This window comes from Caldicellulosiruptor changbaiensis (genome assembly GCF_003999255.1).
In the GTDB taxonomy this organism is placed as follows: Bacteria; Bacillota; Thermoanaerobacteria; order Caldicellulosiruptorales; family Caldicellulosiruptoraceae; genus Caldicellulosiruptor; species Caldicellulosiruptor changbaiensis.
The window spans coordinates 2731835-2754939 of the sequence record NZ_CP034791.1; the positions used below are offsets into that span (position 1 = coordinate 2731835).

Below are 23105 nucleotides of genomic sequence, written 5' to 3' on the forward strand. Positions count from 1 at the left end.
ATTTATAGTCAAGTTTTTCAATAGTCAACGTTGTTCAAAAGTTTCTTTGTTAAGTAAAGAATTAAATATGAAATTATTATCATCACAAAACTTACAGAATAAGTTTCCTCCTGATTTTGCACATATAGTTTGTACAAATAAAGTGAGATTGTTTGAGTTTTTCCAAAGACATTCCCCGCAAAGACAACTGTTGCGCCAAACTCGCCAAGCGCCCTTGAAAACGTGCCAAGTATCCCTATCACAAGCCCTTTTCTCGCAACTGGCAAGTACACACGCCACAAAATTCCAAGCTCATCAAGCCCTAAAATGAAGCCTTCTTCTTTTAGCTGTTTGTTTATGGCCAAAAACGAAGAGTATGCTACTTTCAAATAGTATCCAATACTAACAAAAAGCTGAGCAAGTATTACTGCAAAGGTGGTAAAAGGTATCTGAAGAGAAGCTTTGTCAAGTATTCTCCCTACAAATCCGACTTTGCCATACAAAAGAAGCAAGAGCACTCCCATCAAGATCGGTGGTAGAACGTTTGGAAGGTCTATTATCAGCTCAAGAAAAGCGATTCTTCTTTTTGTGCTGGCAAGGAGGTATGCAAAAGGTGTGCCTATTAAAAATGCCAAAATACAGCAGATGCTGGCTGTAAAAAAAGAAAGCCCAAAGGCTGTGATGGTCTCTTTTTTTGTTATCATATTAAAAAGTTTTGAGTATGGTACAACAAAAAGTAAATTTAAAAAAGGTAAAAGCAAAAATATTAAAAACGGAACTGAAAGAATAAATACCTTTTTCATAATAAGCTCACACGCTTTCACAAAAGAAACTTGATCGGTTTTCTTTGCTATTCATATCCTGCTGACTTTAAAATAGCTTTGACTTTTTTTGAACTTAAAAACTTTATAAACTCCTTTGCAAGCCTATTTTTCTCAGATGTTTTGATTACCCCAACATAATGATAAGCCTGAACATTGTACTCATCAGGAATAGAAACAATACCCAGTTTTGAATTTATGGCATCTGTGAAATAAACAACACCTGCGTCAGCCTGCATTGCCTTAACTTTTTGGATAACATCAGTAATCTGAAACTCTTGTGAGATGACATTTTGCAAAATCTTTTTGTACAGGGCAGGGTCTTTGCTTTTTACTTTGTTTAGAAACTGTTGTGTCCACATACCAATTGGTGAAACAGGGTCTGCTATGCAAAGCTTTACACCCTTTTTAGATATATCCTCAAAGCTTTTCACCTTTTTCGATGAGCTGACAATAGCAAGAGTAGTTTTAGCAAATGTCAAGTAACTATTTATATACCTCTTTCCTTTTATTTCATCAATGTATCTTTTGTCTGCTGAAAAGAATATATCACAAGAAGCGCCACTTTTGAGCTGCGTCACAAGTACATGAGTGCCTGCAACATTCATTTCAATCTTGCAATTTTTCTCTTTTTCAAACTGGTCAGCTATTTTTTCTATAACCGCTTCTAAAGTATTTGGTACAAAAAGGACAAGTTTATCATTTTTAGAGCTTTGAGCTTTGGTAGTCTTTGAAAAAGCAAATCGAGAATAGGTACAAAACAAAGCTGCCACAAGTACAGCTATTACAAAAATTGAGATTACAAATAATTTTATCCACTTTGACCTAATTTTCATTCTATATCTCTCCTTTTCTTCCTGAAGAAACGGTCATTTTTTAAGTCATAAAAAGATCCAAAACCTCTTTGATAGCATCTTTCACAAGCCCATGTCTTTCTAAAACAATCTTGTCAGAAAGCTTTTCCAAGGCACAAAGTCCAACTTTGTTTGCTATTATCACATCACAGTCTCTTAGCATCTCAACTCTCTTTTCCATCCTCTCCTGGCTGCTGCAACTCTCAATTCCTTGGTCTTTAAACTCTCTAACACAGATTAGATCGCAGCTGCCATCGTCAAACAAATCAACAATCAAAAAATTCTCGCTGTTACCAAAGTGTCTGTTCACAAGCTTTCCATCACTGGTGGCAATTGCAACTCTTTTTCTTTTCATCTTTTATCCCACCACCAAAAATTTTTTCAAATCATAAGCATGCCAATTGCATCAGACCTGCACTGGTTGCAGTGGCTAATCTGGTCAATGATACTCTCACACCTTTTTCTGATGTTATTTACTGCATCGCAAGACGGCCTTTTCAGATGCGAAAACTTGGCATACGGTCGCAATGGCATGATGTTCATAACACTGACTCCAAGTGCTTTGACCGTCTTTGCAATCTCTTCTATGTGGTCCTGGTTTATGTCAGGAATCAAGACAGTGTTTACCTTCACAACAAGCCCTGCTTTGCACGCCTTTTCTATACCCTTTTGCTGTTTTTCAACCAAAAGCTTTGCTGCATCCTCGCCAAAGTACAAAACCTCATCGTACAGGGCAAACTCATAAATCTCTTTTGCTACCTCAAAGTTTACTGCATTGACAGTTACGGTTACAAATCTTACATTGCTTTTTAAAAGATCTTCAATTCTGTCTTCAAGCAAAAGCCCGTTTGTGCTGATACAAAATATAGCACCTTTGTCATAGCTTTTTATGAGCTCGAAGGTTTTAAAAGTCTCAGGGTTGAAAAGTGGGTCGCCAGGCCCTGAAATTCCAACAATCTTTAGCCTGCTGTCTGATGAAGCATACCTTTTGTATCTTTCTAACGCCTGCTCAGGTGTCAAAACCTCAAGGCAGGCACCAGGGTGGTTTTCGTTCATGCATGAGATGTTTCTATCACAATAGTTACACTTTATATTACACGCTTTTGCAACAGGAAGATGTATTCTTCCAATCTTGCTTGCTGCATCTTTTCCAAAACATGGATGACCATAGTTTCTATTTCCCATCTCAAATCAGCCTCCAAACAGGTGCAAAGACTTCTTTGTATACGTCAATAAGCAAATGCAAAAAACCTTCAAAACAGGCATACGGCTTTGTCTCTTGAGGCAGAACCAAAAACGGCACGCCAAACTTATGAGAAAGGTACCACTCTCTTGTTCCACCAATGAAAAGGTCGGGCGAAAATCTTAATATTATCTCTTCAACCTCTGCACAGTTAAAATCATCCACCAATATGCTGTCAGGAAGTATACAGCGCGCTATCTCGTAGTCGTTTGAACATCCAAACTGGCTACCACAAACCAAGATTTCAAGCCCTGCTTCTTTGAAAGCATTTGTCATAAAACCTATGCGCGATGCCCCTAAAAGTACGATTGCCTTTTTGCCTTGCAATTTGCTTTTGAAAAACTGTATCTTGTGTTTTATCTTTGAAAACTCTTCATCTGCAACAATTTCAGCAGCCTTTTCTTTTCCAAAAAATTTTGCTATCTTTTTAAGTGAGGTTATAGTATTCTCAATTCCGTAGAAAGAGACCTCCATATACGGTATTGAAAACCTCTCTTTCATAAATTGAGCAAGTAATAGTCCAGAACTTCTGCAAAGCAAAAGATTTAGCCTTGCATTTACGCTTTTTTCCATCTGAGAAAGACAACAATCACCTGTGTAGGTGCAAATTACATTTATTCCTATTTTTTCTAAAAGTCTTTTTATAGCTTGGCTCTCTCCTGCTACATTGTACTCGCCAATGATATTAACAGAATTTTCAATTTCACCTGTCTTTTTAAAATTTTTGAGTATATAGTTTGCAATTGCTCTTTGTGCGATGTGATGCCCATCTGCTTGTGAATACCCTGAAAATCCAGGAACAACAACTGGGATTAGAATTTTGTTAACCCTGTCTTTCACCCTTTTAATTGACCATTCAATGTCCTCGCCAATTTGCGAAGCTGTGCATGTTGCGTAAACAAACACAAGGTCGTAGCTATCAAAGATTTTGTCTGCCTCAACTATGCTCTCTTCCAATTTTTTTGCCGCACCAAATATGATGTCTTTTTCTACAAGGTCTGTTGAGAGTATCATGTAGTTTTTCTTTCTGACATTCTGACCGTAAAATGCGCAGTCAGCCGGTGCATGAACAAGATGAAGAGAGTTTTTAATAGGGGCAAGTACCCAGCGCGCACCGTAAAAGGTACATGCGCGCTGGGACATAATCCCTGGGATTGTGGGCCTTTGACACTCAGGAACTCCATGTTTGGTTATATGCTTATCTCTTTGCTGCAAAAGATTTTGAAGCTTCATAAACCTCACCGCTTTCATATACAAAAATTAAAAAACTTTACTGATGCAGCTTATCATGCGGATATGAATAATCCAAAATGGTATTGACAATCAAATCCAAAAGCCATATACTGCCTTTGTACCCTGTTATTCCGTACCTAAAATACCCTACTCTGTCGTACACAGGAAAACCAATTCTAACAAGCGGACATTTTATTGATTTGGTGACCTCAACGCCTTTTGAATTTCCAAGCACAACATCAACCCCTGCCTCTTTTGCCAAGTACTCAAACTCGTAAAGGTCGCTGTCAACAAGAATCTCTCCTTCTATGTTGTACTCATCAAATATAGCTTTTATCTCATCTGTGAATGTTGGGCTTGGGGTTGCGGTTTCAACTACCTTAACATCCATTCCAAGCTCACACAAAAATCTTGTGACACCAATTACAATGTCAGGGTCGCCAAATACAGCGGCCTTTTTCATCATTGTGTACTGGCATGTGTCTGCCATGGCATCTAATAAAAGCCCTCTTTCAACTTTTAGTTCATAGGGTATTTCAACCTCATATACTTGTGAGAGATTTTCAATGAACCTGTCAGTGTTGGCAACACCCACAGGGAAAGGTCCCAACATGCTCTTTACACCAAATTCGCTTTCCAAATACTTGGCAGCAGAGCCTCCGGCATGTGGACAAAGCGCAACTGCTACCTTGCCGTTTGCACTGTCTTCAAGCTCTGAATAAGGTGTGCCACCTTCAGGGTAGAGTGGTTTTGGCGGCATAAGTGGTGAGTTTAGAGTTTTTGAGATATCAAATAGTACCGAATAATCAATCTTCATAAGGTCTAAGATGTGTTTTATCTCCTCAATATCGCCAGGGTTTATCATGCCAGGGATGATATATGCTTTGCCATTTTCCTCTTTTTTCTTTGCAAAGTACTTTACATATGAGATAGTTGCTGTGTCATACCCTTTTACATGCGTTCCTGCATAACTTGGCGTGTGAATTGGTACAATATATACACTATTTGCCGCTTCACTGCTCAGCTCCTCAGAAAGCTTTTTGTACGCCTCTTTGATAAACGCCTCAATGTCATCGCCTATTGTCTCGCTCGAACATGTGGTGATTACACCAATTACTGTTGGTGAGTATCTCAAAACAAGGTTTCTGATACCTTCTATGAGGTTTCGGCGCCCACCAAAGACAGCCGCATCCTCATGGAATGATGTCACTGCAATGTTAACCGGCTCTTTAAAATGTCTGTTGAACTGGTATCGCACATAAGTACAGCAACCTTGTGAACCCTGGACAAGCGGAACTGCTTTGTCTATACCAAGGGTTGCGTACATTGCACCAATTGGCTGGCACATCTTTGGCGGGTTAATTGTCACATGCCTGTTTGCCTTTGAGATTAAAGGGTTAGCCAGTTTGGTTGCCATTTTGCACTCCACCTCTCTCCTACAAAATTCCAAACAGGTGCGTATAATGATTTGTAAAGGTCTCTTGCAAAGTTTACAAGTCCCTCAAAAGCTACATACGGCCCATTCTCATACGAATGTGAATTGAGTGACGGCACACCCAGCTTGTGCGCAAGGTATTTCTCTTTAAGACCAGTGAGGAATATATCAGGTTTGTATTTTTGGATTACCTCTTCAAGCTCAAGCTCGTTGGGATTGTCTATGACAAGCACACCATCGTCTGCCCTTGCATTTATCTTTTCATAGTCATCCTCATGCCCAAATGTGGTAGCACATGCAACAACTTCTATTCCAAGATCACGCATAAGCGGTATCCAGTGCCAAACACGCGGTGCTCCAACATAAATCATTGCACGCTTGCCGCGAAGCTTTTCTCTGTAAAACTGAAGCCTTGGCATGATTGATTCAAGCTCTTCTTCAATGACCTCTTCAACCTTCTTTTGGATTCCGAAAAACTCGCCAATTTCACGAAGTGAGTTGATTGTCTCTGTTATACCAAAAAGTGTGACACGAATAAACGGTGTTCCATACTTTTCCTTCATCAGCCTTGCTATATATGTTGCTGACCTTTGACAATGCACAATGTTGAGTTTTGCATGGTGCATCTTGCAAAGATTGTCATATGAAGCGTTGCCGGTAAATGCTGTGATAATTCTAAGTCCTATCTTGGTAAATAGCTTTTCAAGCACCCAGTAATCTCCATCAATGTTGTACTCGCCTATGATATTAACATCATACGGCGTTGGGTCTTCAAGTTCTTTTGTCCCAACAATCTTTTCAAAGATTGTGTGGTTTGCTATATGATGTCCTTTGGATTGGCTAACACCACAAAATCCTGGTGAGTTGAAGGCAACTACTGGTTTTCCAATTGCTTTTGAAGCTTTTTTAGCAACTGCTTCTAAGTCATCGCCAATCAGGGCAGTAGGACATGTTGCATAGATGAACACTGCTTTTGCTTCAGGAAATTCCTGGTTTGCTTCGATGATGGCGTTGTAAAGCTTCTTTTCCCCTCCAAAGACTATATCCTTTTCCTGCATATCTGTTGAAAAGCAGTATTTTCTGTGAAACTCACTGTCTGAAAGATGTCTTCGAGACGACCATGTATAGTAAGCACAGCCAACTGGACCATGGACTATCTGAATTACATCTTTAACAGGTCCTCCAACAACACCTCTTGCTCCTGCAAATGCACACCCACGTTCTGTCATGTCGCCGGGCACTGTCCTGACGTTGCATACAGGTATCACAGGATTTTTCTTATCAGTGATATATGTGTGTCTTCCTCTTTCTTCAATGCACTTGTCACAATCAAGAGTTACAAATGGCATTTTTATTCAGCCCCCTTTTTTTACAATTTTTCATACCAAAGCCTCAAAGCCTTTTTCCCTTGTCCTGATTCTTATGCTATCTTCAACAGGTAGGACAAATATCTTTCCATCTCCTACCTGACCTGTGCGGTTTACCGCCATGATGATGTTGACAACTCTTTCTACATCCTTGTCATCAACAATGATTGTAATCATGCGTTTTGGAACAAACTCCATAGCAGATGATGAAAGCACCATCTCGGTTGCCTTGTCAACCTCAATAGCTTTTACCTCACCAACAAGTCCACGCTGCCTGCCACGCCCCAACACTTTTTGGAATGTGGCAGCAGGGTATCCTGCTGCCGCCAGTACATCTTTTGTCACGCCAACCTTGTTCATTCTGATAATTGCTATTATCTCTTTCATTTTGGAAACTTCACCACCTTACGTTTTTGTAAATAAATTTAAAGCTTCTTCTCACCTGTTCTGATTGTATACGCCTCTTCAACAGGGCTTATAAAAATTTTGCCATCTCCAAAGTTTCCTGTGTATGCATTTTGTAGAATGATATCTACAACTTTTTGGCAATCCTCATCCTCAACAACCATCATCAGCATTGTTTTTGGAAGTTCATCATATAGGATACTCCCTGTCCTGATTCCCTTTTGTTTGCCTCGACCAAATACATCAATCTTTGTCATAGAAACAAAACCATTTGAGTCAAGTGCACGAACAACCTTTTCTTGCATCTCCGGCCTTATTATCGCCCTTATCATCTTCATAACTCAAAATACCTCCCTGAACTTTTCTACTTTTTTTGATGTATGTTAGTCTGCCAGTCCATACTCTTCTATTAGCTTTTCAAGCTCATCCATTGGCATTGGTTTTGGAATTACAAACATATCGTTTTCTATTATTCTCTTTGCAAGGTCTAAGTACTCTTTTGCCTGATTGCTCTCAGGGTCGTATTCAATCACAGTTTTTCTGTTAATCTCTGCTTTTTGGACAATGTTGTCGCGGGGTATGAACTTTATAAGCTGTGTGCCAAGCCTCTTGCAAAACGCTTCTAAAAGCTCCTTTTCGTTTTCTACCCTCCTTGAGTTGCAGATAATTCCACCAAGTCGAACGCCACTTGTCTCCGCAAACTTGAGGATTCCTCGGCAAATGTTGTTCGCAGCATAAAGTGCCATCATCTCACCAGAGGCTACAATGTAAATCTCGTTTGCCTTTCCTTCTCTGATTGGCATTGCAAAACCACCACAAACAACGTCACCCAGAACATCATAGAACACAAAGTCAAGGTCGTCAGTAAAAGCTCCAAGCTCTTCTAAAAGGTTGATTGCTGTTATAACACCACGCCCGGCACACCCAACACCAGGCTCTGGCCCACCAGACTCAACACACCTAACCCCACCAAATCCTGTGAACATTACCTTGTCAAGCTTGACATTGCTCTCACCAACCTCTCTGACAGTGTCCATCACAGTCACCTGTGATTTGACTCCCAAAATTAGGCGCGTTGAGTCAGCTTTTGGGTCACATCCAACAATCATCACCTTTTTGCCAAGAGTTGCTAAAGCTGCAACTGTGTTTTGAGTTGTTGTTGATTTTCCTATACCACCTTTTCCATAGATTGCAATCTGTCTCATTCTTTTTTTGACCTCCCTTTCACCAAGATAGTTTTTTATTGAATTGTCAATTTTGTTATGGTAAACTTTAATTTGAGGGTGCAAAGAGGATTTAGTTTTGCGTGCCAGGGGGAGATTATTTGTACAAATTCACCAGCTTGTGTGGACGGTGAAGGAAGTACTTATTTGCTCTCCCCCTGAATTTTATCTTTAATCGAAATATAAGGTAAAATCTATAAAAAGGGCAACAGCAGACACCAAAATTTTTGGGTTTTCTCAAAACTTTTGATAACACGTGGCAATGGCAGGCACAAAACACATTATTCACTTTTTCAAAAGAGAGGGGCGCAAGAGGCAAGGCAGATTTATTATCCTCTCAATTTGGGGGTGTTTTGGATGCCTGCTGTTGCCAAATTGTAAGCGGGAAACTATTGACCGAAGATAAAGGCAAGTCCCCCAAATTTCATATCGCACTTTCTCCCTTTTCGCCGGTTCTGATTCTCACTGCATCTTCGACATTGTAGATGAATATCTTTCCATCGCCTATCCTGCCAGAGCGTGCAACTTTTATGATTGTGTCTACAATTCTATCAACCTCTGAGTCTTTTACAATAAGCTCAATCTTTATTTTTGGTAAGAGGTTTATGTTAATCTCAACACCTCTGTAATACTCAGTCTTTCCCTTTTGAAGACCACAGCCCATAACCTGTGACACCGTCATACCTTTGATGCCAAGCTGGTTTAAAGCATCTTTTACCTCTTCAAGCTTCTCAGGCCTGATTATACACTCAATCTTTTTCATAATCTTCACCCTTTTCAATTAAGATTTGGCTTATCTACATATTTTTACTTAACCGTTTGAGATTTTATTACAAAGTCGCCATACGCTGCTGTGCCATGTTCTGTAACATCCAGACCTTCTATCTCTTCCTCTTCAGAGACTCTCAAACCAACTGTGATTTTTATAACTGCGAATAGGATGAAAGCTGTGATTGTTGTCCAGATAAACGTTGAAACAACTCCGGCAAGCTGCACTAAAAATTGTTTTATTCCACCGCCATAGAAAAGACCTCCATCTGTTGCAAAAAGACCAACCATCAGTGTACCAAACGCACCACATACGCCATGCACTGAGATTGCACCGACTGGGTCATCAATTTTTAGCTTTTTGTCAATGAACTCAACAGCGACAACTACAAGTATTCCTGCAAGACCACCAATAATTGCTGCACCCCAAGCGTTAACTGATGCACATCCTGCTGTAATTGCAACAAGACCAGCCAAAGCACCGTTTAGTGTCATACTAACGTCTGGTTTTTTGTACTTTAGCCATGTATATATCATTGCTAAGTTTGCACCCATCGCAGCTGCCAAGTTGGTATTGACTGCAATATCGCCGATTTTGTCGTTCATACCTGAAAGAGTAGATCCTGGGTTGAATCCAAACCAGCCAAACCACAAGATAAATGTGCCAAGAGCTGCTAAGGTTATGCTATGGCCTGGGATAGCATTGACCTTGCCATCTTTTGTGTATTTTCCTATTCTCGGTCCAAGCATTGCGGCACCTATCAGTGCACTCCAGCCACCAACAGAATGTACAACAGTTGAACCTGCAAAGTCAATAAAGCCGAGCTTGCTAAGCCAGCCGCCACCCCATGCCCAGTGACCTACAACAGGATATATTATGAATGAAATAACTGCGCTGTAGATACAGTAAGCAATGAACTTTGTTCGCTCAGCCATAGCACCAGAGACAATCGTTGCGGCTGTTGCTGCAAATACTGTCTGGAACATCAAGAATGATGTAAGCGGAATTGAAAGCCCTAAATGTTTGAATGAGTCGCTCAAGAAAAATCCTGACGTTCCTATAAAACCACCAGCGTCTTTGCCAAACATGAATGCAAACCCGAACAACCAGAAAATTACAGAACCAATTGCAAAGTCCATTAAGTTTTTCATCACAATGTTGCTTGCATTTTTCGCTCTGGTAAAACCTGCTTCAACCATTGCAAACCCTGCTTGCATGAAGAAGACCAAAAACGCTGTAATAAGAACCCACACATTATCAATTGCTGTTGCAACCTTTTCAGGTGTAATCTGGTCAGCTTTTGCTGGGCTAAATCCTAATATCAAAGCAAGGATTAAAAGTACAATACCAAGCAGGATTTTAAAACTTCTATTCATTTTTAACCCTCCTCATTTAATTGAAAGTTGATTTGAAGTTGGAAAACACTTTTTCACACCTCCCTGCGCCCCTCTTTTCAGAAATAAATTTATGTGGTATAATAAAAAAGCTATTTTAAAGAAAAAAGTAAAAGAAAAAACATTGCAAATGGGTTGTGTGTGGAGTATTATCCCATATGGGGTAAAAGAAGTATTGAATAAATTGCGGTAGTAATTAAAAAAGGCAAAGGCAACCTTTTGAAAGGCGCCTTTGCCTTTCTTTCTTTATTCTCTTTGTTTACTCTCATTATATTCTTCATTTTGCAATTTGTCAATATCAAAATTGCATTTTAATTTTTATAAAGTTTTTGAGGTAATTTTTAATTGTTTTGGTTACAATATATAAAAAGTAATTTATATTTGTACAATTTGTGTTTCGCTAATTCAACCTTGTAATACTCTATTTGTCAATTACTGCCTGAAAACAAATACGAGCAACATAACCTGAGATAAGTTATTTAAATCTAAATTAAAATTTAATTCAAGCAAATACGTTTATGTTATAATGATTACAGAAGAAAAAACAAAAAAGGAGTCAGTTTTGATGGATATGGAAATATTAGACCCAGAAGGATATGAAATATGTAGAAATATCGCTAAAAGCAATTTGGCAAAAAAATTCTACCTTGCAGGTGGTACTGCATTGGCATTACAGCTTCGCCATAGAAAGTCATATGATTTGGATTTTTTTCAAAAAGAAGTTAGCGAAAAAATAGAATTCGAATATATTTACAATGTCTTAACTCAGTATTTCTCTAAAAAAGATGTAAATATCGTTGTAAAGCAAGTTGACCAGATGACTTCAACTATATGTAGAGTAAAGGTAAGTTTCATTGCACATCCTTTTCCTTTGATTGAGCCATTAGTCCAAGGTGATAAAATAGACATTCGACTAAAAGGAATTGAGTTAGCATCTCCTAAGGAAATAGCTTTGATGAAAGCGTACACTATCGGCAGACGACCAACATTCAGAGATTATATTGATTTATATTTTCTACTTAAAAAAGGTATTGTAACTTTAGAATATATCTTAGAGAAAGCACCCCAGAAATTTGTAATAGAGGGTGAACCAGTTTTTTCAAAGAAATTATTCTTAGAACAGCTTATGTATACAGATGATTTAATTGACAAAGAAACAGCATTAATCTCTGTAATTGGGGAAGCACCAAATGTAGATGAAATAGAAAGTTTTTTAACTTTGCAAGTTAAAACAGCAATTGAAAAGTATATAAAGAAAAGAGGTATGCTACTGTGAAACTTCCTGAGGATTTTAAAATTTTATTCAAAAATTATAACTTTGAAATGTTAGACACAGAAAAACACAAAGAATTAATAATAAAGACAGTATTAGCAAAAGGCAATTGGGAACATATTGAAAAACTTTTTACTTTTTATAGCTTCAACGAAATAAAAGATGTATTCTTAAAAGACTTCTATGGTGCTAAAGAACTTCCTATACCTACAATTTATCTTTGGGGAAGTATATTTCTTGATGAAAAAGAGTATTGGGAATATAGAAATATGAGAAATAAGATGAACTTGGTAGAAAAGTGGAAACAGACAAGAAAGATACACAACACTACCAAATAAATATTTGGGGAGCTCTAAATATTATTGACATGTTCTTTTTGAGCAATTAGCAGGAACATCTCACTGCTATCAATATTGCAAATGATATTTAGCTCTGCTTTTAGGCACATGTCTATGATTTCATTCATCGGCGGCAGAAAATGATTCTTTACTGGTTCAGGAAGGTCTTTATGAAGGCTATTTATTCTATCTCTTGACTGTGAATGAGCAATTGCAAGCTTGCCACCTTCTTTTAGCATCTGAGAAAACTTTTTCACTGCCATTTCTTTGTCTTCTATATGGGGAAAGACTGAGTAGCATATGATAGCATCAAAGTATTCCTTGAAAGGAAGCTCCATTGCATCGCAGCAAACAAAATCTACATTATCTATTTCTTTGTACTTTTCTTTTGCTCTTTCAATCATCTTCTTTGAAATGTCCACCCCGAGATAGCTTCCTTGCTGCCCGACAAATTTTAAAATATATTCTATCAAAACTCCTGTGCCACATCCAATATCTAAAACCTTATCACCCTTTTTGAGCTGAATTTTTTTTATTATTTCATTTAGCTTTTGAGGGTCGTGCCATGCAATTTCATCCCACTTTTCTGCAAGCATGTCAAAATATTTCTGTACGTCCATGTTTATTTTTCACCTCTTTCATAATAAGATTTTTGAAAAAATTTGTATGAGACAAAAAGCAAAAGCCCACAAAAGGAAAATTCGAGATGCTTCTTCCCCTTCGTGGGCTTTGTTATTCTATATTGTTTTTTAGCTATTATTAAATGTATTATCAGATTTTCTTTTTAATGAAAACTTTTTAACAGTGGAAAACTCTTTTTGATTATTTAAACAGGGTCAAGAGCACACCTGCTGCAACTGCAGAGCCTATAACCCCTGCAACGTTTGGACCCATTGCGTGCATCAAAAGAAAGTTTGACGGGTTCTCCTTTTGCCCAACAACTTGAGAAACACGTGCTGCCATAGGAACAGCTGAAACCCCTGCAGATCCAATCAGAGGATTGATTTTCCCGCCAGAGAGTTTGTACATTATCTTGCCAAACACAACACCGCCAACTGTTGCAAATATGAATGCCAAAAGTCCCAAGAAGATTATCGCAAGTGTCTTTGGATTTAAAAACCTGTCTGCACTTGCCGTTGCACCAACAGAAAGTCCTAAAAAGATTGTGATGATGTTAATAAGTGCATTCTGAGCAGTTTCTGAAAGTCTTTCAACAACTCCACATTCCCTGAAAAGATTGCCAAGCATGAGCATGCCAATCAGTGGTGCAACAGATGGCAAAAGTAGAGATACAATTATTGTCACAGCAATAGGGAAAACTATCTTTTCAAGTTTTGAAACCTCTCGAAGCTGATCCATCTTGACCATGCGCTCTTCCTTTGTTGTCAAAAGCTTCATGATTGGTGGCTGGATAAGCGGAATTAGCGCCATGTAAGAATATGCAGCAATTGCAATAGCTCCAAGAAGGTGTGGCGCAAGCTTGGTGGTGAGGAAAATTGCAGTTGGACCATCAGCACCACCAATTATGCCAATAGATGCTGCTTCTTGCGGTGTAAACCCAATAAGAAGCGCTACCATAAAAGCAAAATAAATTCCAAACTGGGCAGCAGCGCCAAGAAAAAGACTACTTGGCATTGCAATTAGTGGCCCAAAGTCTGTCATCGCCCCAACACCAAGAAAAATCAGTGGTGGATAAATCCCAAGCTTTACTCCTTGATAAAGATAATAAACAAGCCCGCCCTTGTCTTGGCTTGACAAGAAAGAAAGTGGCAGGTTTGCAAGCATCATACCAAATGCAATAGGCAAAAGCAAAAGCGGTTCAAACTTTTTGCCAATTGCAAGGTACATCAAGACGCATGAAATCCCAAGCATAATAGCCTGACCTAAGGTTATCTTTGCAAAACCTGATGTTATGAGTATATCAGTGATTGCTTTTATTATCATATTGAAAAATTCCATCTCTGCTTCTCCCCTTCTTTGGTAGTTACTTTAAGATTGCTAAAATATCACCACTTGCAACCTGAGCTCCTTTTGATACAACTACCTTTTCAACAGTGCCATCTTCCGGTGCCATAATCTCATTTTCCATCTTCATCGCCTCTAAGATAAAAAGAACATCACCTTTTTTGACCCTTTGCCCCTCTTGGACATTCACAGCCAAGATTTTTCCTGGCATTGGCGCAGAAATCTTTATTCCTCCGGCTACTGCTTTGCCAATCTCCTCTGCTGATACCTTTTTTGAAGTTTCATTAGCCTGTTTTGAACCATTGCCGTTTTCTACTCTTTCAACTTCAACCTCAAACTTCTTACCATTAACTGTTACAATATATTTCATCTCAAAAATCACCCTCCGCAAAAATAAGTTTTATTTCAAAACATTTTTTACCTGTTAACAGGTTTTATTGATTTTATTTTTAGCTCAGAAAGTGGAATACTGGTGTCGAATGAGACTGCTGCCAAAATTGCCGCAACCTCTTCATCATCAGCGTCAATTACCAAAGCTTCACCTGAGACAAAACCTGTTTTGTCTGCTGGTTTGTACTCCTTCGTCTCATCTATGGTGAGATTCAAATCTTCATCAATACCTCTTTCTTTTTGTGGCAGTTTTGTGATCCTTTGTAAAATCTTTGAAAGAAGGCTTATAATCAAGCTCAAAAGTGCCAAAACAGCAAAGACAATGAGCATTCCAATAATAGTGACTTCAAACCCTAAGATGAGCCTCTCACCCAGTGTACTGTAGTTGTAGTGCATCTTTTCTCACCTTCTTAAAACTTATGATTTTAAACCTTCAATTGTATACACAATCTTTCGCATCTGGGCGGTCTTCGGTTTACTTCTATTTTTCAAAAACTCTTCAGCAACCTGCGGGAAGAGAATGTAAGATAAAACATCCTCATCAGTCTTTGCAAAGTCTTTTATCTGCTGTTTTGTCTTTTCGAAAATGGGCTCTAATGTGTCTGCAAACCTTCCTTCAATCGGCTTTTCGCTGCCAAGCACCTTTTTTACAAGCTCAGGATTTATCTCCCCAGGCGGTTTTCCATACTCTCCTTTTATATATGCCTTTACCTCTTTCAAAATCACCTTGTACCTCTCGCCAGCGAGGACATTTGCAGCAGCCTGTGTTCCAACCATCTGGCTCATTGGTGTGACAAGTGGTGGGTAGCCTAAATCCTCTCTCACTCTTGGCACCTCCATCAAAACTTCATCAAGCTTATCCAAAGCGTTTTGCTGCTTTAGCTGCGCAATAAGGTTTGAAAGCATCCCACCTGGAATCTGGTAGATGAGCGCATCTGTGTCTGTTGACAAAACAAAAGGATTAAGAATACCATTTTGTATAAACTTGTCTTTTACAGGCTTGAAAAAGTCGTTTATTTCTTTTAGAATTTTGTTATTTAGCCCTGTTTCAAAACCCATTTGCTTGAGTGCATAGTCCAAAGTCTCTGTTGGTGGCTGTGATGTGCCCCCTGAAAAGCTTGAGATTGCTGTGTCAATACCATCAACACCGGCTTCTACTGCCTTTAGGTATGTGAGAATTCCAAGCCCTGTTGTGGAGTGTGTGTGAAGGAAAACTGGTACCTTTACGTTTTCTTTTAGTGCTTTCACAAGATCATAAGCTTCTTTTGGACTCATGATACCTGCCATGTCTTTTATACAGATGGAGTGAACACCCATATTTTCAAGGTCTTTGCCAATCTTTACGTACATCTCAAGATTGTGGATTGGGCTTATAGTATACACAATTGTGCCCTGTGCATGACCACCTGCTTTGATTGTCTCATCAACAGCAACTTCAATGTTTCGCAGATCATTTAAAGCATCAAATATCCTTATTATATCCATGCCATTTTCAATAGATTTTCGAACAAACATCCTCACAACATCGTCTGGGTAATGCTTGTAGCCCAAAAGGTTTTGACTACGTAAAAGCATCTGAAGCTTCGTGTTTTTCACTTTTGATCTTATTTTTCGCAAGCGTTCCCAAGGGTCTTCATTTAAGTACCTAAGACATGAGTCAAATGTTGCACCGCCCCAGCACTCAATTGAATAATACCCTGCAGAGTCTATTCTGTCTAAAATACCTTCAAAATCTTCCAAAGGCATCCTTGTTGCAATTAGTGATTGCTGGGCATCCCTTAAAACGGTTTCTGTAATGAAAATTCTCTTCATTTTTTTCAACCCCTTCTACCACCTGCTTTGAATTTTGCTGCCAATTTTATTTTGGTCAATTTTTTAACAATAAGCGCACGGTATTTATTGTATCATCTTTACTTAAATTTTTCTACATTAAACCATACAAACCTGTTTGTGAACATTTCACATTGATTGCTTTATATCTGTGCCTACCACTTCCGAAAACCTGGCAAGATTGTTATATATATGCATGGAAATCTACAAAAAATAAAAGCGCTTTGAGGCTACCACCCCAAAACGCCTTTGTTTTGGAGAATGTTTGAATTTGTTGTCTTTATTATAACACAGATATATACAAATAGCAAAGAAAAATTAGGAATATTCCGTATATTCTTCTCTTATCTTCTTTATCCTCTCAATCTCAACTCCAGTTGCTTCAGCTATAAAATTATCATCAAACCCTTTTTGTATAAGCCTTCTCACAATTTCCTCTTCTTTCCGCTGTATACCTTCCTTTATACCTTCCTTTATACCTTCCTGTATACCTTCCTCATAGCCCTTTTCTTTGCCTTTTTCTTCTGCTTCTCTGTAATACTCCTGTATCAGCTGCTGAACATTGAATATAAACTCTCCCACATCTTCCACCCCCTCAGCTTCTATCTTCTTCAGCAGTTCATCTATCTTGCTTTCAATCTCCTCTCTCACCTGCGGTTTTACTATCCTCAAAAGCCATGAACAAAACACTTTTACCTGCACCTGTGGTAACTTACAAACATATTCTGACACTTCACTGAGCTTCTCTACAAACTCCTCTGCATTCCTTCTTGACTTTTCTAAATACAAAATAATACTTAAAAGGTCTAACCTGCTTCTTAGCTTTTCATCATCAAGCCTGTTTACATCAACCAAAATATAGTTAAACATATCATCCTTGAATATATCAAAACCTTTAAATATCTGGGTCGGTATATTCCACCCGCTTCTACCATTGTACAGCACTATCGGAACAATCGGCGGTAATAACTCGTCTCCTTTCTCTTCCATGTGCCTTTTCCATATAAGAGTCATATACTCAAATAACCTTCTTGGCATATTCCTGTCCGCAGTAGATTGCGGTTCTATTAACACATAAAAGTATATGTCCGTATCTTCTAATCTCGCTCTATATATCACATCTGCTTCTTTTTCCACAAACTCGTCCTTGATAAAACTCCTGTCAACAAACTCTAAACTCTCAGCATCTATCCTGTTTACCCATTCTCTATTTATATTGCTCCTTAAAAAGTTTAAAAATACTTCCTTGAATTGAAATAATCTCTTGAATGTTAAATCATACTGGTTATGCGGTACTTTCTGCTGCATCTACTTCATCCTTATAATTAATTTTTCCCCAGCTATAGCTTTTTCTTCTGTCTAAAATTATACCATAATGAAAAAGAGCATACAAGCTACATCTCACTATTATTACTTAACCTCACAAACCTGTTTGTAAACATCTTACTATCTACAGCTTTATATCTGCGCCTATCACACCCAAAAGTTTACCAATACCATCATATACAGGCATAGAAATTGTGATGCAGTAGTTTCTTGTTATAGCTGAGATGTAAGCTGAAGATACATATGTGTGACCTGCCACTGCCTTTGTGAACCATTCCCTGACCTTTGCATTTTCTATACCCTCTGGTGGATTTGAGTAGATGAACGTTCCATCAGGGTTGTTTGTCCACAGAGCCTCAAATATATTAGAAAACTTTTGCAGACTCTGGTCTATAACCTCTTTATGATTGAGCTTTTTCTGCCAGCTTGAAACAAGTTGCGGAATTACTTCATTTTCAATTATTTCAATAGCCTCTGTAATGCGCTGCTGGTTTACCTCTATCTCTACTCTCTTTGTAATTTTTGCTGAGATGTCATTTCTGACAGACTCAAACTCCCTGCACATGTCAACAAGCCTGTTCATAAGCCGCATAAGCCTTTCTGCGGTTTTTTTACTTACCTCTACAGAACTCAAAATTTTGTTGGTGCTACTATCGACAGTAATGTAGCTATTTTCCAGCCTTGTTACATAGTGCTTAAGGTCATTCACAATAGAGTACTGGACAGTAAGCTTTTCTGATGCTTGGGAAATCTTCTTGTTTATGTAGCCAACAAGCTGCGATACTTGATTTAGTTTCTCAAAAGTAGTCTTGCCATATTCTACCTGCCTTGATATAATATCCTTACTTTTCTCGCTGAGGCTTGAAATTCCATCAACTATGCCAGAAATTTCAATGATAAAGTCTCCAATCTCGTCTGCAGTTGATTTCGTGTCATTTGAAAGTCTTCGAATTTGGTCAGCAATTACATGAAAGCCTGTTTTGAAATTCTCGCCAAGTACGTTTTCAAGCTTTGCAGATTCAATTGAAGCGTTCAGTGCAAGAATGTTTATCTGCTCTGAAATTTTCACAATTGTGCCAAGAAAATCTTCTACCTTTTTGAAAACAGCTTTGAGCTTGGTTATTTGATCAGCCATTTTATGTGTGTACGCTGTATTTTCTGAAACCATATTTTCCAAATCGGTTGAAACCTCTGCAAGCAGTTTTTGAATGTCTTCTTGAATATTCTGGTTTTTTTCTTTGAAATGAACCATGAATTCTTCAAGGCTTGAGACATTTTCATAGGCGCTCTCAATGTGCTGAAGGACAAGTTTCAGACCTACCAAAAGCCCTGAGATAGAATTTTGAATGTCTTTGCTGTTTGAAAGCACAAGATTGGACTGCTGCTGATTCTTTTCTGCGTTTGATTCAATGTCATAAGCAACTGACAGGATTTTGTTGTACGCAAGGTCGATTTCTTTAAATATGTCACTTAGAAACCCCTGAAAAGATGCTGCCCAGTCTTTCACAGGTGTCAAAAAGAGCTTTTCAATTGCGTTGAGGTTGTTCTTTCCCTGCAAAATTGAAATTGTCTTGTCAACAAAGATTTTTAAAATTAGAACCGAAAAGACAACTGATAGCACAATCGCACCCAGGATAGTCAATACAACTTGCATCTTGCAAAACCCCCCTGAAAAAAGTTTTACAAAAAAATTAAAGGCGCTTTGAGGCTCATCACCCCAAAACGCCTTTGTTTTGGAGAATGTTTGAATTTGTTGTCTTTATTATAACACAGATATATACAAATAGCAAAGAAAAATTAGGAATATTCCGTATATTCTTCTCTTATCTTCTTTATCCTCTCAATCTCAACTCCAGTTGCTTCAGCTATAAAATTATCATCAAACCCTTTTTGTATAAGCCTTCTCACAATTTCCTCTTCTTTCCGCTGTATACCTTCCTTTATACCTTCCTGTATACCTTCCTCATAGCCCTTTTCTTTGCCTTTTTCTTCTGCTTCTCTGTAATACTCCTGTATCAGCTGCTGAACATTGAATATAAACTCTCCCACATCTTCCACCCCCTCAGCTTCTATCTTCTTCAGCAGTTCATCTATCTTGCTTTCAATCTCCTCTCTCACCTGCGGTTTTACTATCCTCAAAAGCCATGAACAAAACACTTTTACCTGCACCTGTGGTAACTTACAAACATATTCTGACACTTCACTGAGCTTCTCTACAAACTCCTCTGCATTCCTTCTTGACTTTTCTAAATACAAAATAATACTTAAAAGGTCTAACCTGCTTCTTAGCTTTTCATCATCAAGCCTGTTTACATCAACCAAAATATAGTTAAACATATCATCCTTGAATATATCAAAACCTTTAAATATCTGGGTCGGTATATTCCACCCGCTTCTACCATTGTACAGCACTATCGGAACAATCGGCGGTAATAACTCGTCTCCTTTCTCTTCCATGTGCCTTTTCCATATAAGAGTCATATACTCAAATAACCTTCTTGGCATATTCCTGTCCACAGTAGATTGCGGTTCTATTAACACATAAAAGTATACATCCGTATCTTCTAATCTCGCTCTGTATATCACATCTGCTTCTTTTTCTACAAACTCGTCCTTGATAAAACTCCTGTCAACAAACTCTAAACTCTCAGCATCTATCCTGTTTACCCATTCTCTATTTATATTGCCCCTTAAAAAGTTTAAAAATACTTCCTTGAATTGAAATAATCTCTTGAATGTTAAATCATACTGGTTATGTGGTACTTTCTGCTGCATCTATTTCATCCTTATAATTAATTTTTCCCCAGCTATAGCTTTTTCTTCTGTCTAAAATTATACCATAAAGACAAAGACCATACAATCTTCATATCACTATTATTATTTAACCTCACAAACCTGTTTGTAAACATCTTACTATCTACAGCTTTATATCTGCACCTATCATAAAACTATGTACTTATGTTTACATACAAAAACAAAAACTAAAGGCGCTTCGTGTAACTGCTACACCAAAGCGCCTTTGGATTAGATTGCAGTTTTTAGTATTTAAATATATATTCCAAAAAATGTTAAAAGGTTTATTCTACTTTAAATACTGATACTGCCTTATTCAGCTCTTCAGACAAATTTCTAAGAGAATATACCATATTCTGCAACTCCTCTATAGAAGCAAGTTGTTGTTCAGTTGCAGCAGAAACTTCCTCTGATAAAGCCGCAGTTTCTTCTGAAACAGCAGAAATGTTTTCAACACTGTTGAAAATTTTATCCTTTTTTGAATCTATAACTCTTAAAGTTTTAATTGCCCTTTGCAGACCCTCAAGCAAGTCAGAAATAGCATTTTTCATTTCTGTAAAAGAAATCTCAACACTTCTTATCGAATCTTCCTGTAGTTTTATTATATTTTCAACGTCGTCCACAACTTTTTCAGAAAATTTTGCTTTTGATAAAATATTTTTAACAATCTCTTCAACACCTTTTGTCGCGTCTTTAGACTGTTGAGCAAGTTTTCTTATTTCACTTGCAACAACAGCAAAACCTTTCCCACTTTCGCCTGCTTTAGCAGCTTCAAGTGTAGCATTTAACGCTAAAAGTCTTGTTTGTTCAGATATACTCGAAAGCAGATTCATAATTTTGTTTATCTTCTCTACCCATCCAATTAGCTCTCTTACACGCAAAATCATATCTTTTGTGGTCTTCTGTGAGTTACCTGCAACCTGTCTCAATACTTCTATTGCAGAATAACCTCTATCAGTTTTAACCAAAACTTCTTCTGAAACCTTGTTCATTCTATTAAAATCTTCAACCATATTAATCACGTCTTTTGTAAATCCACTCATAGCTTGTGAAATCAATGTAGCTTCGTTAGCCTGTGAACAAGCACCTTCAGCAATTTCTGAAATTGCTTTTGCCACTTCATTCGAAGCAGCAGTTGTTTCTGAGGCAATAGTTGCTATAGTAGAGATGGTCTTATTTACCTGTTCAGAAAGCTGCTTAACCTTACCGACTAATTCTCTAAGCTGGCTTACCATTTTGTTAAAGCCATCTGATAGAATACCAATTTCGTCATTTAATGATACATGAGAGAATGCTGTCAAATTTCCTCCTGATGCCTTATTCATTTGTTCTAATACAACTTTTACACTTTTTGTAATTTTCAATGTGCCAAAAAAGCTTCCTCCAATAACAAATACACCAAATATCAAACTAATCAAAATGATAACCAGTTGCAGCTTAGATATCTTAGATGTTATGTCATTTTTAGGTATTAATGAAGCATATATAAATCCACTATCTGAGCTTTTCGAATAACTTACTATCCATACATCAGGTAAATTTGTTTCAAAAATATCTGCATCCTTTTTATCTGCCTTTTCTGAAATTGTAGTTTTAATAACATTTATTTTGGATTTTATTGCAGTAGATAAATTTTTTGAAGTAATTATTTTACTGTCTGGTGTAATAACAAAAGATATGCCATTTTTAGTTATTTTGATATTTGAGAGCATTTCGTCAAATACATCTTTACCGATGTCTATTACAATCAATCCTATTTTATTACCAGTTGAAGGATCATATAATACCCTCACTACGGATATTGAATAATCTCTTACATCTGAACCAACTTCTTTAAGAATATCATTAAAATACTGATTATGATCAGCGCACCATATAAAACCCTGGTCACTTTCAAAAGCCATCTTAACCCAGTTGCTTTTAAACAAATTATTAAAATCAATGTTATCAAAGCTGATAGTAGGATAGCCCAAAGAAGATTCTTTATTTATGAGAATATAAACACTTGAAATGAATTTATTTGATGAAATAATACTCAACAGCGCTTTTTGGGCTTCTTTTTTCCACTCAAGTTTTTCATAGTCATCATTACTTGTTTTTTGAACGTTTATGTATTTTTTTAAAGTTTCATTTGTAGCAAGCTGAAATGACAAGTCTTTTGCACGTTCTAATATTTGGTCAAAATATTTGCCCGATTGGAATGTTGAAGTTGAAATACTGTCTTCTATGTTTTGCCTTAACATAGATGTAGAAAAAGTAACTGTAAATATGTCTATTAACAAAACCAAAATTAAAACAACTAAAAACAGAAGAATAGCTATCTTCCCTGGCAAGGTTGACGCTAAACTTTTTGCTTTTTTCACAATCGCCTTCATGCCACACCTCCTATTGTTAAAAATTAGGCTATCTAAAAGGAAAATAGGCAAGTTTATTTATATTCTAAAGTCCTTTTAGATAGCCATAAAAA

General features: G+C 37.6%; 23 protein-coding genes. 2 read left to right on the forward strand and 21 right to left on the reverse strand.

Annotation, left to right across the window (positions count from 1 at the left end; genetic code table 11):
• Positions 1-17: 17 nt before the first annotated feature.
• The 12 genes from ELD05_RS13075 to ELD05_RS13130 form a co-directional block, all read right to left on the reverse strand.
• A complete protein-coding gene (locus ELD05_RS13075; RefSeq protein WP_127352774.1) occupies positions 18-782 on the reverse strand; it encodes a molybdate ABC transporter permease subunit in 765 nt (254 codons plus the stop codon).
• Positions 783-829: 47 nt separating this feature from the next.
• A complete protein-coding gene (gene modA / locus ELD05_RS13080; protein WP_127352775.1) occupies positions 830-1636 on the reverse strand; it encodes a molybdate ABC transporter substrate-binding protein in 807 nt (268 codons plus the stop codon).
• Between the two features lie 40 nt (positions 1637-1676).
• Positions 1677-2009 (reverse strand): NifB/NifX family molybdenum-iron cluster-binding protein, encoded by a 333-nt coding sequence (locus ELD05_RS13085; RefSeq protein WP_045166138.1) that lies wholly within the window; start codon positions 2007-2009, stop codon positions 1677-1679.
• Between the two features lie 26 nt (positions 2010-2035).
• Positions 2036-2839, reverse strand: coding sequence for a radical SAM protein (locus ELD05_RS13090; RefSeq protein WP_127352776.1), 804 nt, complete (start codon positions 2837-2839; stop codon positions 2036-2038).
• A 1-nt stretch (position 2840) separates the two neighbouring features.
• Positions 2841-4130 (reverse strand): nitrogenase component 1, encoded by a 1290-nt coding sequence (locus ELD05_RS13095; RefSeq protein ID WP_127352777.1) that lies wholly within the window; start codon positions 4128-4130, stop codon positions 2841-2843.
• Between the two features lie 37 nt (positions 4131-4167).
• Entirely contained in the window at positions 4168-5547 is a 1380-nt protein-coding gene (locus ELD05_RS13100; protein ID WP_127352778.1) for a nitrogenase component 1, read from the reverse strand.
• Positions 5520-6914: a nitrogenase component I subunit alpha gene (locus ELD05_RS13105; protein WP_039767379.1), complete on the reverse strand. Its 1395-nt coding sequence runs from the start codon at positions 6912-6914 to the stop codon at positions 5520-5522. The genes ELD05_RS13100 and ELD05_RS13105 overlap by 28 nt, the downstream gene beginning before the upstream one ends.
• A gap of 30 nt (positions 6915-6944) precedes the next feature.
• Positions 6945-7319 (reverse strand): P-II family nitrogen regulator, encoded by a 375-nt coding sequence (locus ELD05_RS13110; RefSeq protein WP_039767375.1) that lies wholly within the window; start codon positions 7317-7319, stop codon positions 6945-6947.
• Between the two features lie 38 nt (positions 7320-7357).
• Complete coding sequence (locus ELD05_RS13115; protein WP_011917963.1) at positions 7358-7675, reverse strand: P-II family nitrogen regulator; 318 nt, start codon at positions 7673-7675, stop codon at positions 7358-7360.
• Positions 7676-7720: 45 nt separating this feature from the next.
• On the reverse strand, positions 7721-8542 hold the full coding sequence (gene nifH, locus ELD05_RS13120) for a nitrogenase iron protein (RefSeq protein ID WP_013433018.1): 822 nt from the start codon (positions 8540-8542) through the stop codon (positions 7721-7723).
• Positions 8543-8984: 442 nt separating this feature from the next.
• Positions 8985-9323: a P-II family nitrogen regulator gene (locus tag ELD05_RS13125; protein WP_045173932.1), complete on the reverse strand. Its 339-nt coding sequence runs from the start codon at positions 9321-9323 to the stop codon at positions 8985-8987.
• Positions 9324-9367: 44 nt separating this feature from the next.
• A complete protein-coding gene (locus ELD05_RS13130; RefSeq protein ID WP_127352779.1) occupies positions 9368-10705 on the reverse strand; it encodes an ammonium transporter in 1338 nt (445 codons plus the stop codon).
• Positions 10706-11288: 583 nt separating this feature from the next.
• Between ELD05_RS13130 and ELD05_RS13135 the strand changes: the two genes are divergently transcribed.
• Complete coding sequence (locus ELD05_RS13135) at positions 11289-11999, forward strand: nucleotidyl transferase AbiEii/AbiGii toxin family protein (protein WP_127352780.1); 711 nt, start codon at positions 11289-11291, stop codon at positions 11997-11999.
• Positions 11996-12334 carry a DUF6922 domain-containing protein gene (locus ELD05_RS13140; RefSeq protein ID WP_127352781.1) on the forward strand — a complete coding sequence of 113 codons (339 nt, stop codon included), beginning with the start codon at positions 11996-11998 and terminating at the stop codon, positions 12332-12334. The genes ELD05_RS13135 and ELD05_RS13140 overlap by 4 nt, the downstream gene beginning before the upstream one ends.
• Before the next feature lie 14 nt (positions 12335-12348).
• Here the strand turns inward: ELD05_RS13140 and ELD05_RS13145 are convergent, their stop codons facing one another.
• From ELD05_RS13145 to ELD05_RS13185, 9 genes are all read right to left on the reverse strand, one after another.
• Complete coding sequence (locus tag ELD05_RS13145) at positions 12349-12954, reverse strand: class I SAM-dependent methyltransferase (RefSeq protein ID WP_127352782.1); 606 nt, start codon at positions 12952-12954, stop codon at positions 12349-12351.
• A gap of 202 nt (positions 12955-13156) precedes the next feature.
• Entirely contained in the window at positions 13157-14293 is a 1137-nt protein-coding gene (locus tag ELD05_RS13150) for a sodium ion-translocating decarboxylase subunit beta (RefSeq protein ID WP_127352783.1), read from the reverse strand.
• Between the two features lie 25 nt (positions 14294-14318).
• Positions 14319-14669 carry a biotin/lipoyl-containing protein gene (locus ELD05_RS13155; RefSeq protein ID WP_039767360.1) on the reverse strand — a complete coding sequence of 117 codons (351 nt, stop codon included), beginning with the start codon at positions 14667-14669 and terminating at the stop codon, positions 14319-14321.
• Between the two features lie 47 nt (positions 14670-14716).
• Positions 14717-15085, reverse strand: coding sequence for an OadG family transporter subunit (locus ELD05_RS13160; protein WP_127352784.1), 369 nt, complete (start codon positions 15083-15085; stop codon positions 14717-14719).
• Positions 15086-15106: 21 nt separating this feature from the next.
• Positions 15107-16501 (reverse strand): oxaloacetate decarboxylase subunit alpha, encoded by a 1395-nt coding sequence (locus ELD05_RS13165; RefSeq protein ID WP_127352785.1) that lies wholly within the window; start codon positions 16499-16501, stop codon positions 15107-15109.
• 336 nt (positions 16502-16837) lie between these two features.
• On the reverse strand, positions 16838-17827 hold the full coding sequence (locus ELD05_RS13170) for an Rpn family recombination-promoting nuclease/putative transposase (protein ID WP_127352786.1): 990 nt from the start codon (positions 17825-17827) through the stop codon (positions 16838-16840).
• A gap of 142 nt (positions 17828-17969) precedes the next feature.
• A complete protein-coding gene (locus ELD05_RS13175; RefSeq protein WP_127352787.1) occupies positions 17970-19499 on the reverse strand; it encodes a methyl-accepting chemotaxis protein in 1530 nt (509 codons plus the stop codon).
• Between the two features lie 143 nt (positions 19500-19642).
• Positions 19643-20620, reverse strand: a complete 978-nt coding sequence (locus ELD05_RS13180; RefSeq protein ID WP_127352788.1) for an Rpn family recombination-promoting nuclease/putative transposase — start codon at positions 20618-20620, stop codon at positions 19643-19645.
• Positions 20621-20922: 302 nt separating this feature from the next.
• A complete protein-coding gene (locus ELD05_RS13185) occupies positions 20923-23013 on the reverse strand; it encodes a methyl-accepting chemotaxis protein (protein ID WP_127352789.1) in 2091 nt (696 codons plus the stop codon).
• Positions 23014-23105: the final 92 nt, after the last annotated feature.